Raw genomic sequence first — 16130 nt, forward strand, 5'->3', positions numbered from 1 at the left:
ATTCTCCTCAGGCAACCTGCTTGCGGCGCCGGGTCAAATGCTCAACAAAAGCCTGCTTCAGCGCGGGCAGTACTTGCAACGCATTGCCGACAATCCCGTAGTGTGCGAAATCGAAGATGGGTGCGTTCGGGTCGGTGTTGATCGCCACGATCACGTCTGCGCTTTCCATGCCCACGCGGTGCTGGATCGCCCCGGATATGCCCGCGGCGATGTAGAGTTTGGGCCGCACCGTCTTGCCGGTCTGTCCCACCTGGCGCTCCCCCTCGACCCAGCCGGCCTGCACGCATGGCCGGGTCGCACCCACTTCGCCGCCGAGCACGTTCGCCAGTTCGAACGCCAGCTGGAAGTTTTCCGGGCTCTTCAACCCCTTGCCGCCGCTCACGATCACATCGGCATAGGGCAGGTTGATCCGGTTGCTGCTCGCATCCGGGATAAAGTCGAGCAGCCTCGTGACGATGTCCGTCTCGACCATCCCCAGCGTTCCATGGACGATATTGCCGGTGCGTTCGGCGTCGCGCAGCGGCATCGGCATCACGCGCGGGCGCACCGTCGCCATCTGCGGACGGTACGCGAGCGTCATGATCGTGCACAACAGCGAGCCGCCGAAGGTGGGGCGCGTCGCCGCCAGCGCACGCGACGCGGGATCGATGTTGAGTTCGGTGCAATCGGCGGTCAGCCCGGTCAGCAGGGTCGTCGCTACGGAGCCGGCGAGGTCGCGGCCCATCGACGTCGCGCCCAGCAGCAGGATCTCGGGCTGATGCCGGTTGACGAGGTCGGTCAGCCCTTTCGTGAACGGCTCGTTGCGATAGCCTTGCAAGACCGGGTCGTGGACGATGTACGCATCGTCCGCGCCGTAAGTGAAGGCTTCTGCGGCGAACTGTTCGAGCGGTTCATTCGCGCCGCCGAGCACCGCGATGCCCACTCGGCTGCCGAGCGTGTCGGCCAATTTGCGCGCTTCACCGAGCAGTTCCCACGAGACGCTGTGCACGTGTCCACGATCGTGCTCGATAAAGACCCAGACGCCTTTGTAGGCCTTCAGGTGTTTCGGCAGTTCGAGGTTGCGTCCTGCGCGGCCGGCGGGTTTCTTCGCGGGGGCGGCGGGTGCGTTCATGAACCCTCCTTCATCAGCAGGTCAGCTTCCAGGGTAGGATGGCGCGTGAAGATCTTTTGCAGCAGGTTCACCGACACGTCGCAAAGACTCGATGCGTCGAGGTCGAGCATCTCCGCTTTCTCGCTGCGCGGCGTCGGTCCAAAGACTTTGCTGACCACTGTCGGCGAGCCCTTCAGGCCGATCTTGCTGAGATCTTCGATGCAGGCCTGTTCGCAGTTCCATTTGTGCACCGGATAGCCGGCCGCATGAATCATCGCGGGCAGCGTCGCAAAGCGCAGTTCGTTGGTGTTCTCCAGCATTGTGATCAGGCACGGCAGCGCCGTCCTGAGCACGTGCACGCCTCCCTCGGCGCGGCGCTCGACGGTGATCGTGCGCGCATCGAGAGCGGTCTCGACGATGCGCGACACGTAGGTCAGCAGTTGCAGCCCGAGGCGTTTGGCGATACCGGGGCCGACTTGCGCGGTGTCGCCGTCGATCGTCTGCTTGCCAGTGAACACGATGTCCACCGCCTGCTCCTTCGCGATCTGCTGGATACCCGCTGCCAGCGCGTACGACGTAGCGAGCGTATCCGCGCCAGCGAATGCACGGTCGGTGAGCAGCACGGCGTCGTCCGCGCCGAAGCTGATGCACTTGCGCAGCGCTTCCTCGGCCTGCGGCGGGCCCATGCAAAGCAACGTGACCTTGCCGCCGAAGCGGTCCTTCAGTCGCAGCGCCTCTTCGAGTGAAAACAGGTCATACGGGTTGACGATCGCCGGAACACCCTGGCGCATGATCGTGTTGGTGACCGGATGAACGCGGATCTGCGTCGAGTCCGGGACCTGCTTGATGCAGACGACAATGTGCATGGTCTTAACGATGTGCATGGTCTTGCTCCACCTGTCAGGCAAGGGTGCGCGCGGGCAGCGACGCGCGCAGACTGTCGAGTGAAACGTGCTGCCGCCCATTTGTGTTCCGGAACACCTTGAACACTTTTTCCTGCGCCGGCGTGGAGGTGACGAAGTCGCCGTAAGCCTTCAGCAGCAGCGCGTGATACGACGCGAACAGGGCGGGTTCGTCGCCTTCCGGCAGCGCGTCCTGTTGCTGGATGTACTGAAAGAAGCGCTTGAGGATGTGCAGTCGACTCACGTTGACGACCTTCTGGTCGAACGGGATGCCGAAGAACTGCAGGAAGTCCTCGGCTGAGGACAGCGCCTTGAGTTGCTGGACAAAGCTTTCCATCGCGTCTACTCCTTGCAAGCGGATGAGGATAGGTGTGGGCAGAACGTCGGCTCGGCGAAGTACTTGTCGCAGGCGCCGCTGGTGGCGCACGGTGTCGTCGTGCCCGACTGTCCGGGTTTCGCGACGCACTTCGTGAAGCCGACCACAGCGCCGCTCATGACAATTCTCCGACGGTGTAGCGCAACTCGATCAGGAAGCGATACAGGTCGGCGGCGCTGGGCGCTTGCTTGTGCTGGGTGGCATGGTGGCGGATACGGGTCAGCAGCAGCACGAGCAGCTTTTCACTGACGGGCAGGCCGAGCGCGTCATAAGCCTGGCGCACGCTTTGCGAACCCGAATGCTTGCCGAGCACGACCGAGCGTTCGCGACCGAGTTCGGCGGGATCGAAGCTCTCGTAGGTCGATGCATTCTTCGCGAGCCCGTCTGTGTGGATGCCGGACTCGTGCGTGAATACGCTGGCGCCGACAATGCTTTTGTTCAGCGCGACCTGGCGTCCTGAAGCCCGTTCGACAAGCCGAGAGATGCTCAATAGCGCGGTCGTGTCGATGCCGGTGTTGCGACCCATGATATGGCGCACGCCCATCACGATCTCCTCCAGCGCGGCATTTCCGGCGCGTTCGCCGAGACCATTGACGGTGGTGTTGGAGTGGGTTGCGCCGGCGCGCAGTGCGGCAAGGGTGTTCGCGGTCGCGAGCCCGAGGTCGTTGTGCGCGTGGATTTCGATTTCCAGATCGACCGCGTCGTGCAATCGCGCAATCGCTTCATAGGTCGAAAAAGGATCGAGGACGCCGAGCGTGTCCGCAAAGCGGATGCGTTGCGCACCGCACTGTTGCGCGTGCCGCGCCACGTCGTCGAGGAACGAGGGGTCCGCGCGCGAAGCATCCTCCGCGCCCAGCGAAACCTTGCGGCCGCTTTTGACGGCGGCGCTGATTACGCGATTCACCTGCGCGAGCACCCATGAGCGCGGCTGGCGCAACTTGTGTTGAAGGTGGATATCGGAGACGGGAATCGACAGGTGAATGATGTCGGGATTGCAGCACAAGGCCGACGCCAGGTCCGCGTCGGTGAGACGGCCCCAGACCATCAGATCGGCGTCGAGATTCAGCGCGACGATGGTCCGGATGCAATCGATTTCCTCGGCACCCATTGCGGGGATACCGATTTCCAGTTCGGGTACCCCGGCGCTTGACAGCGCCTCGGCAATCGCGCATTTTTCGGCAACCGTGAATGCGACGCCAGCGGTCTGTTCGCCGTCGCGCAGTGTGGTGTCGTTGATGATCGGATTCGACACGGGAAGTTGTCCTTTAGGCATTTGATCATACGGTTTGCAAGTACTGCGCCATGCACGGTTAGTGCGAATAGCCGCTTGCCGCAGGGCTTTCCGGTGTTCGCTGGCGCTGTGATGAAGCGGTTCCAACGAAGACCTGTCGCGAATGTCCTGTTTCGAACAGCCAGGTGTAGCGATGAACACGGCGCTGCAGAAAGCGATGCGCGATGCGATGGGCGTGGTCAGCCAGGACGTGCGGACGCGGTCGGCGCGATTATGCAAACGCTGTAGGGATTGGTTATCCATAGGAACGGCGATGCGGGAAGATAAACACATGCGGCGGCTATCAGCGCGGCTATGACCGCTATGGCGCTTGAAGAGGCCGCACGGCGCAAAGGACGCATGCCCTCAACGCTCACGCGCGAGCTCGCGCGTATGTGGCGGCAGTTCGATCGTCAGGTCGGCGTCGCGCAGCTTCACGCAGCACGCGAGACGCGATTGCACGTCAAGGCCCCACGCATTGTCGAACTGGTTGTTCTCCTCGTCGTCGGGAGGCGCCAGTCAGTGAGATCTTCATGATTGCCTCACACGGAAAACGAACTGCCGCAGCCACAGGTGCTCTGCGCATTGGGGTTGTGAATGACGAAGCGCGAACCTTCCAGGCTGTCCTCGTAGTCGACGCGCGCGCCGGGCAGGTATTGCTGGCTCATCGAATCGACCAGCAGCGTGACGCCGTCCGTGACGGTCTGCATGTCGTCGTCCGCCACCTGGTCGTCGAACGCGAAGCGGTACTGCAAGCCCGAACAGCCGCCGCCGGACACGTACAGCCGCAGCTTCAGGTTGGGATTGCCTTCTTCCTCGATCAGCGAGGCCACTTTCGCAGCGGCCTGAGGCGTGAATTCGAGTAGGCCGGGCATGACGCCGGGTGTGGCGGAAGCCGGTTGGGTGAGCGTCTCCATGGAGGTTCCTCTCAGGCTTGAATGGACTCACTTCGGGTTAGACGAGCAGGTCGGTTGCTCGGCGAGTAACAGGTCGTCGGCTGCTGCGCGTCGAATCGTCTGGCGCGAGAGAAAGTCAGACACTGCCGCCTTGATCGCGTCCTCGGCGCGAGAATCGAGCAGTGGATCTCGACCGGCGGCAATGGCAGTTCCTCGACGATCTGATGCGTGCACAACGTCCCGGAGCGCATGCCACGCTCGTGGACGCCGCCGTGCATTTGGCACGCGATCCGCATGCGCGGCCCGAGCCCCACGAGGTCCAGACAATCTCGTGCGGGTCCCCGTTGACGAGCGCGCTGACCTGCTCGCGGGCGAGTTCCATCGCTTCTTCGCCGACCCAGCCGTAGGCATGCGAACGGCTGGCGGAATTGCCGTACATCTCGGTCAGGTAAGGCAGCATGCGTCTGATCACGCGCGGATTGACCGGCGTGGTGGCGGCATGATCCAGATGCACCGGGTTGGCGCCGCGCGGATGGAGGCTGGTACTGACGCGTTGGAAATCCGACATTGCAGGCTCCTGAAAGCGGGGGTAGTGCGACCTTCAGGGCAACTTCCATGCCAGTGGATTTTCACGCTCTAGTGGCCTCTTTCAGCTGGGCCGCTGTTGTTTCGCTGTTGTTTTTGTGTCGATGCGCCCGACGAGTGAGGATTGCCGCCGTTCTTTTTGTCGGATTTGTCGTTAACATCGAAAGCGCGCAGCGCACGAAGGGGAAGTCAACGGTGAACATTCAGGCAAGCGTTGGACTGCGTCTACGAGGTGAGCAAGACGCTGGTTTCGTCGCTCGATGTGGCGAAAGCCTTCCGCGAGTCCCCGAATTATCTTGTGCAGACGATGGAGTGGCGGCGCGCCTTTGTGGTGCTGGCCGAACCGGACGGGCAACTGCGCGGCCTGAGCGCTACGGGACTCTCGCGTGACGAGCAGCAGCGGACGACCACACGTTCGCGAAATCGCAAGCCGGGGAAGCCGGAGGGTGAACGCGAACGATTGATCTGGTTTGTGCGGGTCCCTCTCGCTGGTTCAGAACATGCTGTCCGGGTCGTGTGAGATTTGTCGCAACACCGACACGACGCAACGAAATTGTAGGGATACGTCGCGCGCCGGGATCAAACAGAACTGCGAAATATATCCTAACCCATTGATTCCTGGCGTTCTTGTCGAGTGGCATGGATCTGGCTCTATGGCTTGCGCGCGGCCGCCGTTGGTTGCGAGGAGATATCCATGCAAGCGAGTTCAAATGCGAGCGACTTGCCCGCAGCGGCCTATATCAGCATTGGGCAGATTAAACCGCTCGGTGTGAAGATCGAAGACCCGTCCACCGGTGGCGGCTGCGGCACGCACGGTGGCGAGGGTAAGGCCAGCTGCGGCGTGTCGGGTAGTCTCGACGACATGCCGCCGGACATCTGGGAGAAGGTCAAGAATCACCCATGCTACTCGGAAGAAGCCCATCATCACTATGCGCGCATGCATGTGGCGGTGGCGCCGGCTTGCAACGTCCAGTGCAACTACTGCAACCGCAAATACGACTGCTCGAACGAGTCGCGTCCCGGCGTGGTCTCTCAGAAGCTAACGCCGCAACAGGCAGTGAAGAAGGTCGTGGCGGTCGCAAGCGAGATTCCACAGATGACGGTGCTTGGCATTGCCGGTCCTGGTGATTCGCTGGCGAGCCCGAAGAAGACCTTCGAGACGCTCCGGATGCTGCAGGAACAGGCGCCGGACATCAAGCTGTGCCTGTCGACCAATGGCTTGGCGTTGCCCGACCTCGTGGACGAAATCTGCAAGTACAACATCGACCACGTGACAATCACCATCAACATGGTCGACCCGGCGGTGGGCGAGAAAATCTATCCGTGGATTTTCTGGAAGCACAAGCGCGTGACCGGTTACGAAGCAGCCCGAATCCTTCATGACCGGCAAATGAAGGGTCTCGAGATGCTCACCGCACGCGGCGTGCTGACCAAGATCAACTCGGTGCTGATTCCCGGCATCAACGAGGACCACCTGGTCGAGGTCAACCGCGACGTCAAGAAACGCGGCGCGTTCCTGCATAACATCATGCCGCTGATCTCGGAGCCCGAGCACGGCACTCACTTTGGCCTGAGCGGCCAGCGCGGACCGACTGCGCAGGAACTCAAGGCCGTGCAGGACGCCTGCATGGGCGGCGCCAACCTGATGCGTCATTGCCGCCAGTGCCGCGCGGATGCGGTTGGCCTGCTGGGCGAGGACCGCAGCGAGGATTTCACCCTTGACAAGATCGAGCAGATGGAAGTGGTCTACGACCTCGACCGCCGCCGTGAATACCAGCAGCGCGTCGAAGCCGAGCGTCAGGCGCAGCACGACGCGAAGCAGGAAGCGCTGGCTGTCTCTCGCGAGATCGACGTCGCCGACGACATGAAGGTGCTGGTCGCGGTCGCAACGAAGGGCGGCGGCCGGGTCAACGAGCACTTCGGCCACGTCACGGAGTTTCAGATCTTCGAGGTCTCGGCAGCCCAAGCGCTGTTCGTCGGCCATCGCCGGGTGGACCTGTATTGCCGGGGCGGTTACGGCGACGACGAGCAACTACCGTCGGTCGTGCGCGCGCTTCGCGACTGCCACGCGGTGCTGGTCGCGAAGATCGGCGCCTGCCCGAAAGACGAACTGGCGCAAGCGGGCATCGAGCCGGTCGATCAGTACGTCGGCGAATTTATCGAAAAAGCGGTGCTTGCTTGGTTCAACGACTACCGCAGTCGCATCGCCAGCGGCGCCATTGTGCACCTAAACCGCGGCGATGCTTCGATCCGCCAGGGCGCTTACACCTCGTCAGCCTCAGCGGCGTGACACACCCTTCCAGACAGGACAACAGGAGAGCCGCCATGCCTCTGAAGATTATTGCGTCCACCTGTACGGGATGCTCGGCCTGCGAACCGGAATGCCCCAATGTCGCGATCAGCGACAAAGGCGGCGTGTTCGCGATCGACCCCAAGAAATGCACCGAATGCGAAGGCCACTTCGACGACCCGCAGTGCGTCGCCGTGTGTCCCGTGGACGGCTGCATCGTTCAGGTTTGAGTCTGGCTCGTGGCCGGCCCGGCCATTCATCCATCAGGAGACTACGCATCATGCTGTCCAACGTAACTGTTACGAGCGCCGCCGAGAAGTTCATGCGTCGTATCGTGCGCTTTTCGGGCCTGCCGGCTGGGGCCGGCTTTCGTCTGGTGGCGAGCGCCGGCGGCTGTTCCGGCTATACCGCGAAATTCACCGCCGAGCCGGCGCTGCAACCAGGCGAACAGGAACTCGACATCAACGGCCTGCGCGTATTCCTGCCGGCTGAGAGCCGGCTGATGCTCGAAGGCATAACGATCGATTTCGCCGACACGCCAACCCAGTCCGGCCTGATCTTCTTCAATCCGAACCAGGCCGCTTGTGGTTGCAGCAGCAGTGCGGAATCGGCGCCGCCGGGCGTGGCGACCATCGATGTCAGCGCGATTGGCCGCGGGCGGCCGCCGCTGCCGCGTCAGATCTCTTGAAGAGGAGCGATGGCGATGGAGTCCGGCGACCGTGCCCTCGACGACGTAATGACCGCGTTTGCGCAGAGAGCGATTGGCGGCGGCTTGCCGTCGGGCGTCAATGCATTGATCGCCGAGGCGGGTCGGTTGCGCGAGCGCCCCGACGAGGCGCTCGCGCTGTTGCAACGCGCCCGCGCCGCCGCGCCGCGCCATCCGGTGCCGTTGATCGCGCTGTACCGCTTTTACTTCTACGGCCATCAATTGGCGCAGGCGCGTGCGATCGGCGAAGACGCGCTGGCGGTCGCCCGCACCGCGCTGGGCTCAGATCTCGGCGACGAACCGCTTGCGGCCGCGATCGTGACCACGCGTTATGACGCGGCCGCGCGTTTTTATCTGTTCACGCTGAAGGGCCTCGCGTACCTCAACATGCATCTCGGCGACTTTGAAGAAGCGCGCATGCGACTGCGCGAATTGCGCCGGCTCGATCCCGAAGACCGGGTGGGGGGCGCGCTGCTTTCGCAGGTCTTGGATCGTCATGAGACCGGCGTCGGGTCCGACGATGCAATGGATGCGCCGAGCGCTTATCCGACGCGCGGCTGGACGGGGACGCAACCATGAGCGTACAGAACGTGCGCGTACCAGGCGGCGACATTGCACCGCGCCACTGGCAGGGCGGCCCGCTCGACTGCGCCGGCTGCGGGTACGTGCGGTTGCGCGAGTTGCCGGCGGAGCACGGTTGCGGGCCAGCGAGTCACGCCGGTGTGTTTTGTCTGCCCGCATTGCTCGGCGACCCCGACGAGATGGGCCGGCTGCAGCTCGCATTGCGATTGCCGCAGGCGCAACTGGCGCGCCTGATCCACGATCCGCATCGCGAGGTGCGGATTCGCGTGGCGCAGCGCCTGTCGCCTGCTGCATTGATCGGCATGCGGGGCGATGCCGACGCCAGCGAGGTCGAGGTACGCCGCAGCGTTGCCGAGCGTCTGCCCGCCACGCTGCTATCGCGCCTCGCGTTCGATCGCGATTGGCGAGTGCGCTGGCAAGTCGCGCGGCGCGCCGCTGGCGAAATCGTGGCGTCGCTCATGGATGACGCGGACGAAGAGGTGCGCGCGCTCGCGCGGCGGCGCCGGCGGTCGGGCGAGGTCGCGAACCTGATGACCACCGGACAGACGCAACGATCAGCAGGAGTGAAGCATGGCTGACATCAACCGCGATGACGACCTGATCGAGGTCGCGTTTCCCCCGCGCTTCAACTACGGCGAGCGCGTGATCGCACGCGCGGTGATCCGCAACGACGGCACCTACAACGGCAAGGACATCGGCGAAGTGCTGGTGAACAAGGGCGAGATCGGCTACGTCACCAGCATCGACACCTTCCTTCAGCAGTTCTATATCTACGCGGTGTATTTCGTCGAGAGCGGCCACCGTGTCGGCATGCGCGCGAAAGAGCTATGCACGCTCGACAACCTGCCGGACGACGTGGTGCAAGGCTTGGGCGAGCGGGCCGAAGCGCTGCACAAGATCGGCACGCGGGTCCAGCCGGAAACGTCGCAACCGCAGGAGCCGTCAGCATGAGTATCGAACCGGTTCAGCCTGCTTATCAGTGGGGCATGCGCGTGATCGCGCTGGATGACCTGTGCAACGACGGCAGCTTTCCGGAGCGCGGCCAGGACGATTGTCTGGCCGAGGCGGGTACGGTCGGCGAAATCGTCAACGTCGGCCAGGTGATTGAGAGCGGCGAGCCGGTCTATCTGGTGGAGTTCGGCAACTGTGTCGTCGGATGCACGGAGAATGAAATTGCGCCCGCACCCGCCGGCCTGCTACCCGAAGAAGGAGCCATGTCATGACGGTTCGGGCGAGCGCGCCAGAAGCGGCGGCGCCGCGCGAGGGTTTGCGCGCGGGCCGCCCGTTCGACCTGACCCAGCGCCAGATCGAGCAAGCGTTGCGCGAGCGTACCCGCTACCGCTATGTGGTGCCGCGCGTGCTGCGCGATGGGCCGGGGTTCCGTATCGAGAGCCCGTGCTGCTCCCGCAATGTCGACGCGAATGGCGGGCTGATCGACATAGCCTGGCTCACGCGCGATGAAGACGGTATGTGGCACCCGAGCGCGCGCGATCATGCGTCGCACCGATGGATGCCCCAGCATGAGAGCACCGATCTGGCCGAGCTGCTGGACACGCTGTGCATCGATCGCGAATGCGTGTTCTGGCCGTGAAGCAAACTAACGGAGCCGGGCGACGATCTATCCCGACCACAACGCGACCATGCAGCCAGCCTCTGCCGTGGCAGGCGATGCTGTCCATCCTGACGGATGTGTGGGGCAACGCGTCGTCGCAGCATGCCGTCGGGCAGCAGGCGAAGGGCACGCTCGCTGCGGCCCGTGCGACGCTCGCGCGAGCGCTCGGTTGCAAGCCCGCAGAGTTGATCTTCGCCAGCGGCGCCACCGAAGCCAATCACCTGGCCGTGTGCGGGCTGCACGCGGCGGCGCCGGAGGGCCGGCACCGTGGCGTATTCAGCGCGATCGAACATGCAGCGCACCTGAAGCTGGCGCGTTCGCTGGCTGCACGCTGCTGGAGGAAGCAGCGCATCCCGCTTGAACCTGGTTTGAACCTGTCATCAATCTCCGGAGTCCGCAACCATGAAAGTCATGATCCGCAAGGACAGTAAGGGCGCGCTGAGCGCCTATGTGCCAAAGAAGGACCTGGAGGAGCCCATTGTCGCGATGGCGCAGCCCGGGATGTGGGGCGGTCTCGTCACGCTCGCAAACGGCTGGCAACTCGAATTGCCCGCGATGGCCGACGATACGCCACTGCCCATCACGGTCGAAGCGCGACGCATTGCTGGCGTGGAGGAGTGAGATGAGCCTGAACGCCGAGCAATTGGACTTCGCGGCGGACCTGCTCCGCACGGCACAGACGCTACGCGACGCCGCCACGCAATGGCACGAACGTTATCCCGAGGTGCGCACAATGCATGTCAGCGCAACGGTGATGCGCGACGAGACAGCAGCGCTCCGGTTCGGTGCGCGCAGTGTCTATTTCGCGATGTCGGCCGGGCATTGCAGGTTCATCACGCAGCGGCCTGAAGAGGCCGATGCGTTGATCCTGACCGAGGACGAGGCGCATGGAAATCGATGAGATCGCGCTGAGCGAACCGGCTTGCGCGGCGCGCGAGATCGATCTCGTCAACGCGGTGCTGCAATCCTCGCGTTGGAGCGACGGGCCGATGCTTGATTCGTTCGAGCGCGCGTTTGCGGGCTGGGTTGGCCGGGAGCATGCGGTCGCGGTCGCGAGCGGCACGCTCGCCACCTGGATTGCGTTGCGCGCGACGGGGATCGGCCCGGGAGACGAGGTGGTCTGCGCGTCGCACACCTGGCATCAGGTGGCGCAGGCGATCACGCTGGCGGGAGCCATGCCGGTGTTCGCCGACATCGACTACTGGAGCGGTTGTCTGAGCGCCGAAAAAGCCGCGCAGAAGATCGGCCCTCGCACGCGCGCGATCCTCGCCGGCAATACCAACGGTCACCCGGCCGCGTGGGCGCTGCTGCGCGAACTGGCCGACGCGCAGCGCTTGCGGCTGATCGAAGACAGTACCGAGGCGTTGGGCTCGCGCTACCGGGGCCGCAACGTCGGCAGTTTCGGCGACGTATCAGTATTCGACTTCTCCAGCCCGTCCGCGCTGTGCACAGGAGCGGGCGGCATGCTCGTCACCGACGATGACGAACTCGTCCATGAACTGCGCTATCTGCGCGAGCGGCGCGTCACGGACCGCGCGTCCGTCTCGGTCGGCTCGCGGGTGCCGCTGCAGGCGGGCATCAGTGATCTGACCGCCGCGCTCGGTCTCGCGCAACTGGCCGAACTCGACACGCGCCTCGCGCAGCGAAAGCAGGTCGAGACCTGGTATCACGAAGAGATGCAAAGCTTCGAAGGGATCAAGCCGGCCTACGTGGCCGAGGACGTCGAAGAAGTGCACTCGATGCTCTATGTTGTGCATTTGGGCAAGCGTTTTACGCAGAGAGCGCGCGCCCAGATGATCGACGACATGAAATCTTGCGGCATTGAGACGGTGGCCTACAGCCATCCGCTGCATCAGCAGTTCCACTACATGAACGCGGGCGATGCGATCGGCCGCAAGAGCGGCCTGTTGCCCGACACTGAGCGCATCGGCGATCGCGCGCTGGCGCTGCCGCTGCACACACTACTCGACACCGACCAGGTCAAGTACATCGTCAAGACGCTGAAAGACACCGCGACCAACGTGGGCGCCGGCGCTGCCATTTATCTGTGAGGCGCACTCCATGACCGTTTCAGTCCAGACGATCGCCGAACGCCTGTGTGCGGGCGGCGTCATTCCGTACCTGGGACCGGCGCTGCTCGCGCTGTGCCCCGATACGGCCGCCCCTGCCACGCCGCTCGCGCTCGCCGAAATCATCACGGCCAAGGTCAGCGTGCAGCACAAGATCCGCACCCGGCTGACCCGGGCGGCGCAGTTCATCGAAAACTTCAAGCATCGCAAGTCGCTGGTGAGCGTCATGAATGAGGCCTTCGCCATGACGTCGACGCCGTCAGCACTGCATTGCGCGCTGGCGGCGATCGGCGCCGGGCTGGTTGTCGACAACTGGTACGACGACACCTCGCCTGCGCGCTGGCAGGCGCGGCCGCAGGACGGCTGGGCGCAGTTGCAGGGGCTGTCGCAGGCCGAGCATTTCGGCCATTGGTTCGCGGCCTATAGCGCAGACGGCGCGTTGCTGGATGCCGTGCCGGCCTCGGGCGCGCTGCTCTACAAGCCGATTGGCGGCCGTGCGCCGGCCTCTAACTACCTGGTCTCTGACAGCGACTTCGTCGAAGTCATGACCGAGATCGATATCCAGACGCCTATTCCGCCCGCCGTGCAGGCGTGGCGCAGCGGTCGAAGTTTTTTGTTTCTGGGCTTTGAGCGACGAGATGACCGCGGTCGAATCGCTGGTGGTCGACGTGGCCATCGTCGGCGCGGGGCTACGCGGCCTCGCGCTGGCGCGCGTACTGCATGCGCAGGACGTTTCCGTCGTGGTCATCGAAGCGCGCGAGCGCGAGGGCGGCCGTGCTGACGCAATGTTGCGAAGCCACGCGTCGAGATCCGGGCAGATGCCCTTCGCGCGTTCCAGCAGGCTGTCGGCGGTGGCCTGATCCAGCGTGCCGGCCATGAAGACGGTGAGACTGAGTGCCATCCCGTAGGCGCCCTCGAGGTTCATCTACATCTATATCGACAGCGCGATTCCCCATTGGGCTCAGCGCAGCAGCTTGCGGCGCTCGGCCGGCGAATAGTTGCTGAGGTGCCCTTCGCGCGCCGCCTGACGCCGCGCGCGGGAGATGATCGCGCGGCTCTTGCCGGGCGAGGCCGGCGCGCTGACCTGCTTGTCCAGCGCGGTGCCGCCGCATTGCGGGCAGGCGGGCGTGTTGCCGGCGCGCACCAGCGTTTCGAATGCGTGGCCGCAGGCCGCGCAGCGGTAGTCGTACAGAGGCATAGTGACCAGATCTCCGTTTCAGGTGGATGGGGCGCAGCGGATCGCCCGTTGGTGCGAGCTGTGGTCTGTCATTGCGCGCTCGCTAGAACTTCATCCCGACGCCTATTCCCAGTACCAGTGGGTCGATGTCCAGCCGGCCCAACGAACTATCGCCGACCGAGGCGTCCGTGTGCATTCAGATCTTCTTGATATCCGCGTTGAGAAAGACGGTCTTCGTGATCTGCACGTCGACGCCAGCCTGCACCGCCGGACCGAAGCTGCTGCGTGACACCTGGATGCCTTCGGAGCCCGCGCTCAGGCCGTCGTTGTAGAAGTACGTGTAGTTGACTCCCGCGCCGACATACGGTCGGATCATGCCAGCATGGTTGAAGTGATATTGCAGTCGCAGCGTCGGTGGCAGCACGTTCACGCCACCAGATCGCCGAGGCGAGACGTCACGTGGTGCCGCGAGGTGGCGAGAATCAGCTCGATGCCGATCGCGTCGCGGATCATATAGGTCAGGTCCAACTCCGGCACGAGTGCGTTATTGACACCCACGCCGAGCGACGACAAGGTGCCGCTGGTGTGTACTTCGCGCTCGATCGAGATGGCACGCAGACGCACGAGCACGTCACCGGCGTGGATCCTATCCGCCGTCACCTGGCCTGCCATCGTGCTTCCGTTCGCGCTGACGTCATCCGCGTATGCCAGCACTTCGAATAAACCGGTAGAGCACAGGCTTGCCACGATCATGACGGCCTTGATCATGTGCTTCATCGCTTTCCCCTTGTTGATGTATGCGGGGAATTGTCGACGCGCAAATCAGGGCTGCCCTTGCGCAGGGTCAACCGGTCCCGATCCCGAAGTCAGGATGCGACACCGGGTCACGCGTAGGAATGTCGATAGCGGGAGCCTTGAGGCCGGACTATTGGCCTTCAACCGCATTGACTGGTACCCAAGATGTTTCTCGCACCCGGAGACACCGATTTCGCAGCCATTGCCGGACTGGCTGCAGCCGCCGAACGGCACGCAGATCATTCTGCTACTTCTGCGCATGCAACAAGGTCATTACGCACGACCATGGCTGCAGCGCCAGATATCTGAGCTACCTCGTTCGTGAGATGGATCTGGCCGCGTCACATCTCGGATCTGACCGGCGAACCGTGCAGCTGCATCTGGGAGGTGGAACGCCGACCTTCTTCCCTGTTGCCGAACTCGAAGAGCTTTCCAGCAACTGCAGAACCGCTTCGCGTTCTCGATCGACGCAGAACTTGCCATCGAAATTGATCCACGAACCGTCAGCGCCAGAACGCTTTCACCACTCGCGCGCCTCGGCTTCAACCGAGCGAGCTTCGACGTACAGGACTTTGCTACCGACGTTCAGCAAGCTGTCAATCGCATCCAGCCGCTCGATGTGGTGGAACGCGCACTCAGCGGCGCACGCGATGCGGGATTTCTCTCAATCAACGTCGACCTGATCTACGGTTTGCCGCAGCAGACTGTCGCCTGATTTAGCCCGCGCACTGCGTCAGTGCACCGCACCCCGCCGTTTTGCTCATCCTTGATCGACATCAATCACAAAGCTGGCCGGTTGTCGGACCATGACGCTGCGAGTGTGATGCCGCATGCGTCAAGCCAGCTTCAGGTCAAAAGTGCCACAATCCGGACTTAACCACTATGACAGACAGAAAAGCCTTAAGGAAACGGCCGATAGCCATCGTCACGACATTGAGCGCCTGTCTATCGGGATGTGATCTGACTGTGCTTGATCCAAAAGGGAGCGTCGGCGCGGCCGAGAAGTCGCTGATCGCCACTGCCACGTGGGCGATGCTGATCGTCGTGATCCCGGTGATCCTGCTGACGCTGTTCTTCGCGTGGCGCTACCGTGCGTCGAACCGTCACGCGGTCTATGCACCCAAATGGGCGCACTCGACGGCGATCGAGATCGTCGTCTGGACGATCCCCGCCCTGATCATCCTGTACCTCGGTATCCTGACCTGGCGGACCACATATGAGCTCGACCCGTACCGGCCGCTGCAGTCGAGCGTGAAGCCGATCGACGTCGAGGTGGTCGCGCTCGACTGGAAGTGGCTCTTCATCTACCCGGACCTCGGCATTGCGTCGGTGAACCAGCTCGCCGTGCCAGTCGATACGCCGGTGAATTTCCGGATCACGTCCGATTCGGTGATGAACTCATTCTTCATCCCGCAACTCGGCACCCAGGTGTATGCAATGGTCGGCATGCAGACCCGTCTGCACCTGGTCGCGGATGCACCGGGAAATTTCGAAGGCATGTCCGCCAACTTCAGCGGCAAGGGATTCGCCGACATGAAGTTCCGCACGCTCGCGACGAGCGCCACCGACTTCGACGCATGGGTGCGGAAGGTCAAGGCTTCGCCGGACCGCCTGAGCATGGACGAATACGCCGAAGTCGCGAAGCCGAGCGAGAAGCAGTCGGTACGCTACTTCTCATCGATCGACCAGTACCTGTTCCGCAACATCGTTGCCCGATACAACAACGGCAACGTCACGGCCTTCCGCGACGCCTCCTGTCGCACGCAGACCACGGAGTAAG

20 protein-coding genes and 6 pseudogenes are annotated in these 16130 nt (G+C 63.4%); 17 read left to right on the top strand and 9 right to left on the bottom strand.

The genetic code is table 11. The features are described from left to right. Window positions 1–7: 7 nt before the first annotated feature. From B0G81_RS41005 to B0G81_RS41040, 7 genes and pseudogenes are all read right to left on the bottom strand, one after another. Complete coding sequence (locus B0G81_RS41005) at window positions 8–1111, bottom strand: electron transfer flavoprotein subunit alpha/FixB family protein (protein ID WP_106285670.1); 1104 nt, start codon at window positions 1109–1111, stop codon at window positions 8–10. Next, a complete protein-coding gene (locus B0G81_RS41010; protein WP_106314631.1) occupies window positions 1108–1956 on the bottom strand; it encodes an electron transfer flavoprotein subunit beta/FixA family protein in 849 nt (282 codons plus the stop codon). Before B0G81_RS41010 ends, B0G81_RS41005 begins: the two co-directional genes overlap by 4 nt. 34 nt (window positions 1957–1990) lie before the next feature. After that, window positions 1991–2329 (bottom strand): nitrogenase stabilizing/protective protein NifW, encoded by a 339-nt coding sequence (gene nifW / locus B0G81_RS41015; protein ID WP_106285671.1) that lies wholly within the window; start codon window positions 2327–2329, stop codon window positions 1991–1993. 154 nt (window positions 2330–2483) lie between these two features. After that, on the bottom strand, window positions 2484–3620 hold the full coding sequence (gene nifV, locus B0G81_RS41020) for a homocitrate synthase (protein WP_106285722.1): 1137 nt from the start codon (window positions 3618–3620) through the stop codon (window positions 2484–2486). Window positions 3621–4004: 384 nt separating this feature from the next. Then, a pseudogene (locus tag B0G81_RS41025) lies at window positions 4005–4157 on the bottom strand (2Fe-2S ferredoxin); the annotation flags it as partial. 23 nt (window positions 4158–4180) lie between these two features. After that, window positions 4181–4555: an iron-sulfur cluster insertion protein ErpA gene (gene erpA / locus B0G81_RS41030; RefSeq protein WP_106285672.1), complete on the bottom strand. Its 375-nt coding sequence runs from the start codon at window positions 4553–4555 to the stop codon at window positions 4181–4183. Between the two features lie 292 nt (window positions 4556–4847). Then, window positions 4848–5102 (bottom strand): annotated as a pseudogene (locus tag B0G81_RS41040) (aminotransferase class V-fold PLP-dependent enzyme); the annotation flags it as partial. A 231-nt stretch (window positions 5103–5333) separates the two neighbouring features. On the opposite strand from B0G81_RS41040, the pseudogene B0G81_RS41045 reads away from it, so the two are divergent. From B0G81_RS41045 to B0G81_RS44270, 15 genes and pseudogenes are all read left to right on the top strand, one after another. Continuing rightward, a pseudogene (locus B0G81_RS41045) lies at window positions 5334–5522 on the top strand (nif-specific transcriptional activator NifA); the annotation flags it as partial. A 291-nt stretch (window positions 5523–5813) separates the two neighbouring features. After that, window positions 5814–7409 carry a nitrogenase cofactor biosynthesis protein NifB gene (gene nifB / locus B0G81_RS41050; protein WP_106285673.1) on the top strand — a complete coding sequence of 532 codons (1596 nt, stop codon included), beginning with the start codon at window positions 5814–5816 and terminating at the stop codon, window positions 7407–7409. A 35-nt stretch (window positions 7410–7444) separates the two neighbouring features. Further along, window positions 7445–7639, top strand: a complete 195-nt coding sequence (locus B0G81_RS41055) for a 4Fe-4S binding protein (protein ID WP_090811334.1) — start codon at window positions 7445–7447, stop codon at window positions 7637–7639. A gap of 50 nt (window positions 7640–7689) precedes the next feature. Further along, window positions 7690–8097, top strand: coding sequence for an iron-sulfur cluster assembly accessory protein (locus B0G81_RS41060; RefSeq protein ID WP_106285674.1), 408 nt, complete (start codon window positions 7690–7692; stop codon window positions 8095–8097). A gap of 15 nt (window positions 8098–8112) precedes the next feature. Beyond that, window positions 8113–8694, top strand: a complete 582-nt coding sequence (locus tag B0G81_RS41065; RefSeq protein WP_106285723.1) for a hypothetical protein — start codon at window positions 8113–8115, stop codon at window positions 8692–8694. Continuing rightward, window positions 8691–9275, top strand: a complete 585-nt coding sequence (locus B0G81_RS41070; protein WP_134143839.1) for a 4Fe4S-binding leucine-rich repeat protein — start codon at window positions 8691–8693, stop codon at window positions 9273–9275. The genes B0G81_RS41065 and B0G81_RS41070 overlap by 4 nt, the downstream gene beginning before the upstream one ends. Continuing rightward, on the top strand, window positions 9268–9648 hold the full coding sequence (locus B0G81_RS41075) for a nitrogen fixation protein NifZ (RefSeq protein WP_106285676.1): 381 nt from the start codon (window positions 9268–9270) through the stop codon (window positions 9646–9648). The genes B0G81_RS41070 and B0G81_RS41075 overlap by 8 nt, the downstream gene beginning before the upstream one ends. Next, window positions 9645–9920, top strand: a complete 276-nt coding sequence (locus B0G81_RS41080; protein ID WP_071336673.1) for a nitrogen fixation protein NifZ — start codon at window positions 9645–9647, stop codon at window positions 9918–9920. The genes B0G81_RS41075 and B0G81_RS41080 overlap by 4 nt, the downstream gene beginning before the upstream one ends. Beyond that, entirely contained in the window at window positions 9917–10288 is a 372-nt protein-coding gene (locus B0G81_RS41085) for a hypothetical protein (protein WP_134143840.1), read from the top strand. Before B0G81_RS41080 ends, B0G81_RS41085 begins: the two co-directional genes overlap by 4 nt. 77 nt (window positions 10289–10365) lie before the next feature. Continuing rightward, a complete protein-coding gene (locus B0G81_RS41090) occupies window positions 10366–10740 on the top strand; it encodes an aminotransferase class V-fold PLP-dependent enzyme (RefSeq protein ID WP_243856883.1) in 375 nt (124 codons plus the stop codon). Then, window positions 10712–10930: a putative nitrogen fixation protein NifT gene (nifT, locus tag B0G81_RS41095; RefSeq protein ID WP_007177241.1), complete on the top strand. Its 219-nt coding sequence runs from the start codon at window positions 10712–10714 to the stop codon at window positions 10928–10930. Before B0G81_RS41090 ends, nifT begins: the two co-directional genes overlap by 29 nt. Before the next feature lies 1 nt (window position 10931). Continuing rightward, the gene (locus tag B0G81_RS41100) at window positions 10932–11210 is read left to right on the top strand and encodes a hypothetical protein (protein ID WP_106285677.1); all 279 of its coding nucleotides are present in this window, start codon (window positions 10932–10934) and stop codon (window positions 11208–11210) included. After that, window positions 11197–12360, top strand: a complete 1164-nt coding sequence (locus tag B0G81_RS41105) for a DegT/DnrJ/EryC1/StrS family aminotransferase (protein ID WP_106285678.1) — start codon at window positions 11197–11199, stop codon at window positions 12358–12360. The genes B0G81_RS41100 and B0G81_RS41105 overlap by 14 nt, the downstream gene beginning before the upstream one ends. Before the next feature lie 10 nt (window positions 12361–12370). Then, the gene (locus B0G81_RS41110) at window positions 12371–13159 is read left to right on the top strand and encodes an SIR2 family protein (protein ID WP_106314627.1); all 789 of its coding nucleotides are present in this window, start codon (window positions 12371–12373) and stop codon (window positions 13157–13159) included. Further along, window positions 13091–13238, top strand: a pseudogene (locus B0G81_RS44270) (hypothetical protein); the annotation flags it as partial. The gene B0G81_RS41110 and the pseudogene B0G81_RS44270, both read left to right, overlap by 69 nt. Window positions 13239–13339: 101 nt before the next feature. Here B0G81_RS44270 and B0G81_RS41120 read toward each other — a convergent pair. Both B0G81_RS41120 and B0G81_RS41125 read right to left on the bottom strand, forming a co-directional pair. Next, on the bottom strand, window positions 13340–13576 hold the full coding sequence (locus B0G81_RS41120; protein ID WP_106285680.1) for a zinc ribbon domain-containing protein: 237 nt from the start codon (window positions 13574–13576) through the stop codon (window positions 13340–13342). Window positions 13577–13658: 82 nt separating this feature from the next. Then, window positions 13659–14227: pseudogene (locus B0G81_RS41125) on the bottom strand (OmpW family outer membrane protein). A 362-nt stretch (window positions 14228–14589) separates the two neighbouring features. Between B0G81_RS41125 and B0G81_RS45695 the strand changes: the two are divergent. Beyond that, window positions 14590–15062 (top strand): annotated as a pseudogene (locus tag B0G81_RS45695) (radical SAM protein); the annotation flags it as partial. 170 nt (window positions 15063–15232) lie between these two features. After that, a complete protein-coding gene (gene cyoA, locus B0G81_RS41135; protein ID WP_166679197.1) occupies window positions 15233–16129 on the top strand; it encodes a ubiquinol oxidase subunit II in 897 nt (298 codons plus the stop codon). The last annotated feature ends 1 nt before the right edge of the window (window position 16130 follow it).

Origin of the sequence: Paraburkholderia sp. BL6665CI2N2, from assembly GCF_004366535.1 — a bacterium.
Lineage (GTDB): Bacteria > Pseudomonadota > Gammaproteobacteria > Burkholderiales > Burkholderiaceae > Paraburkholderia.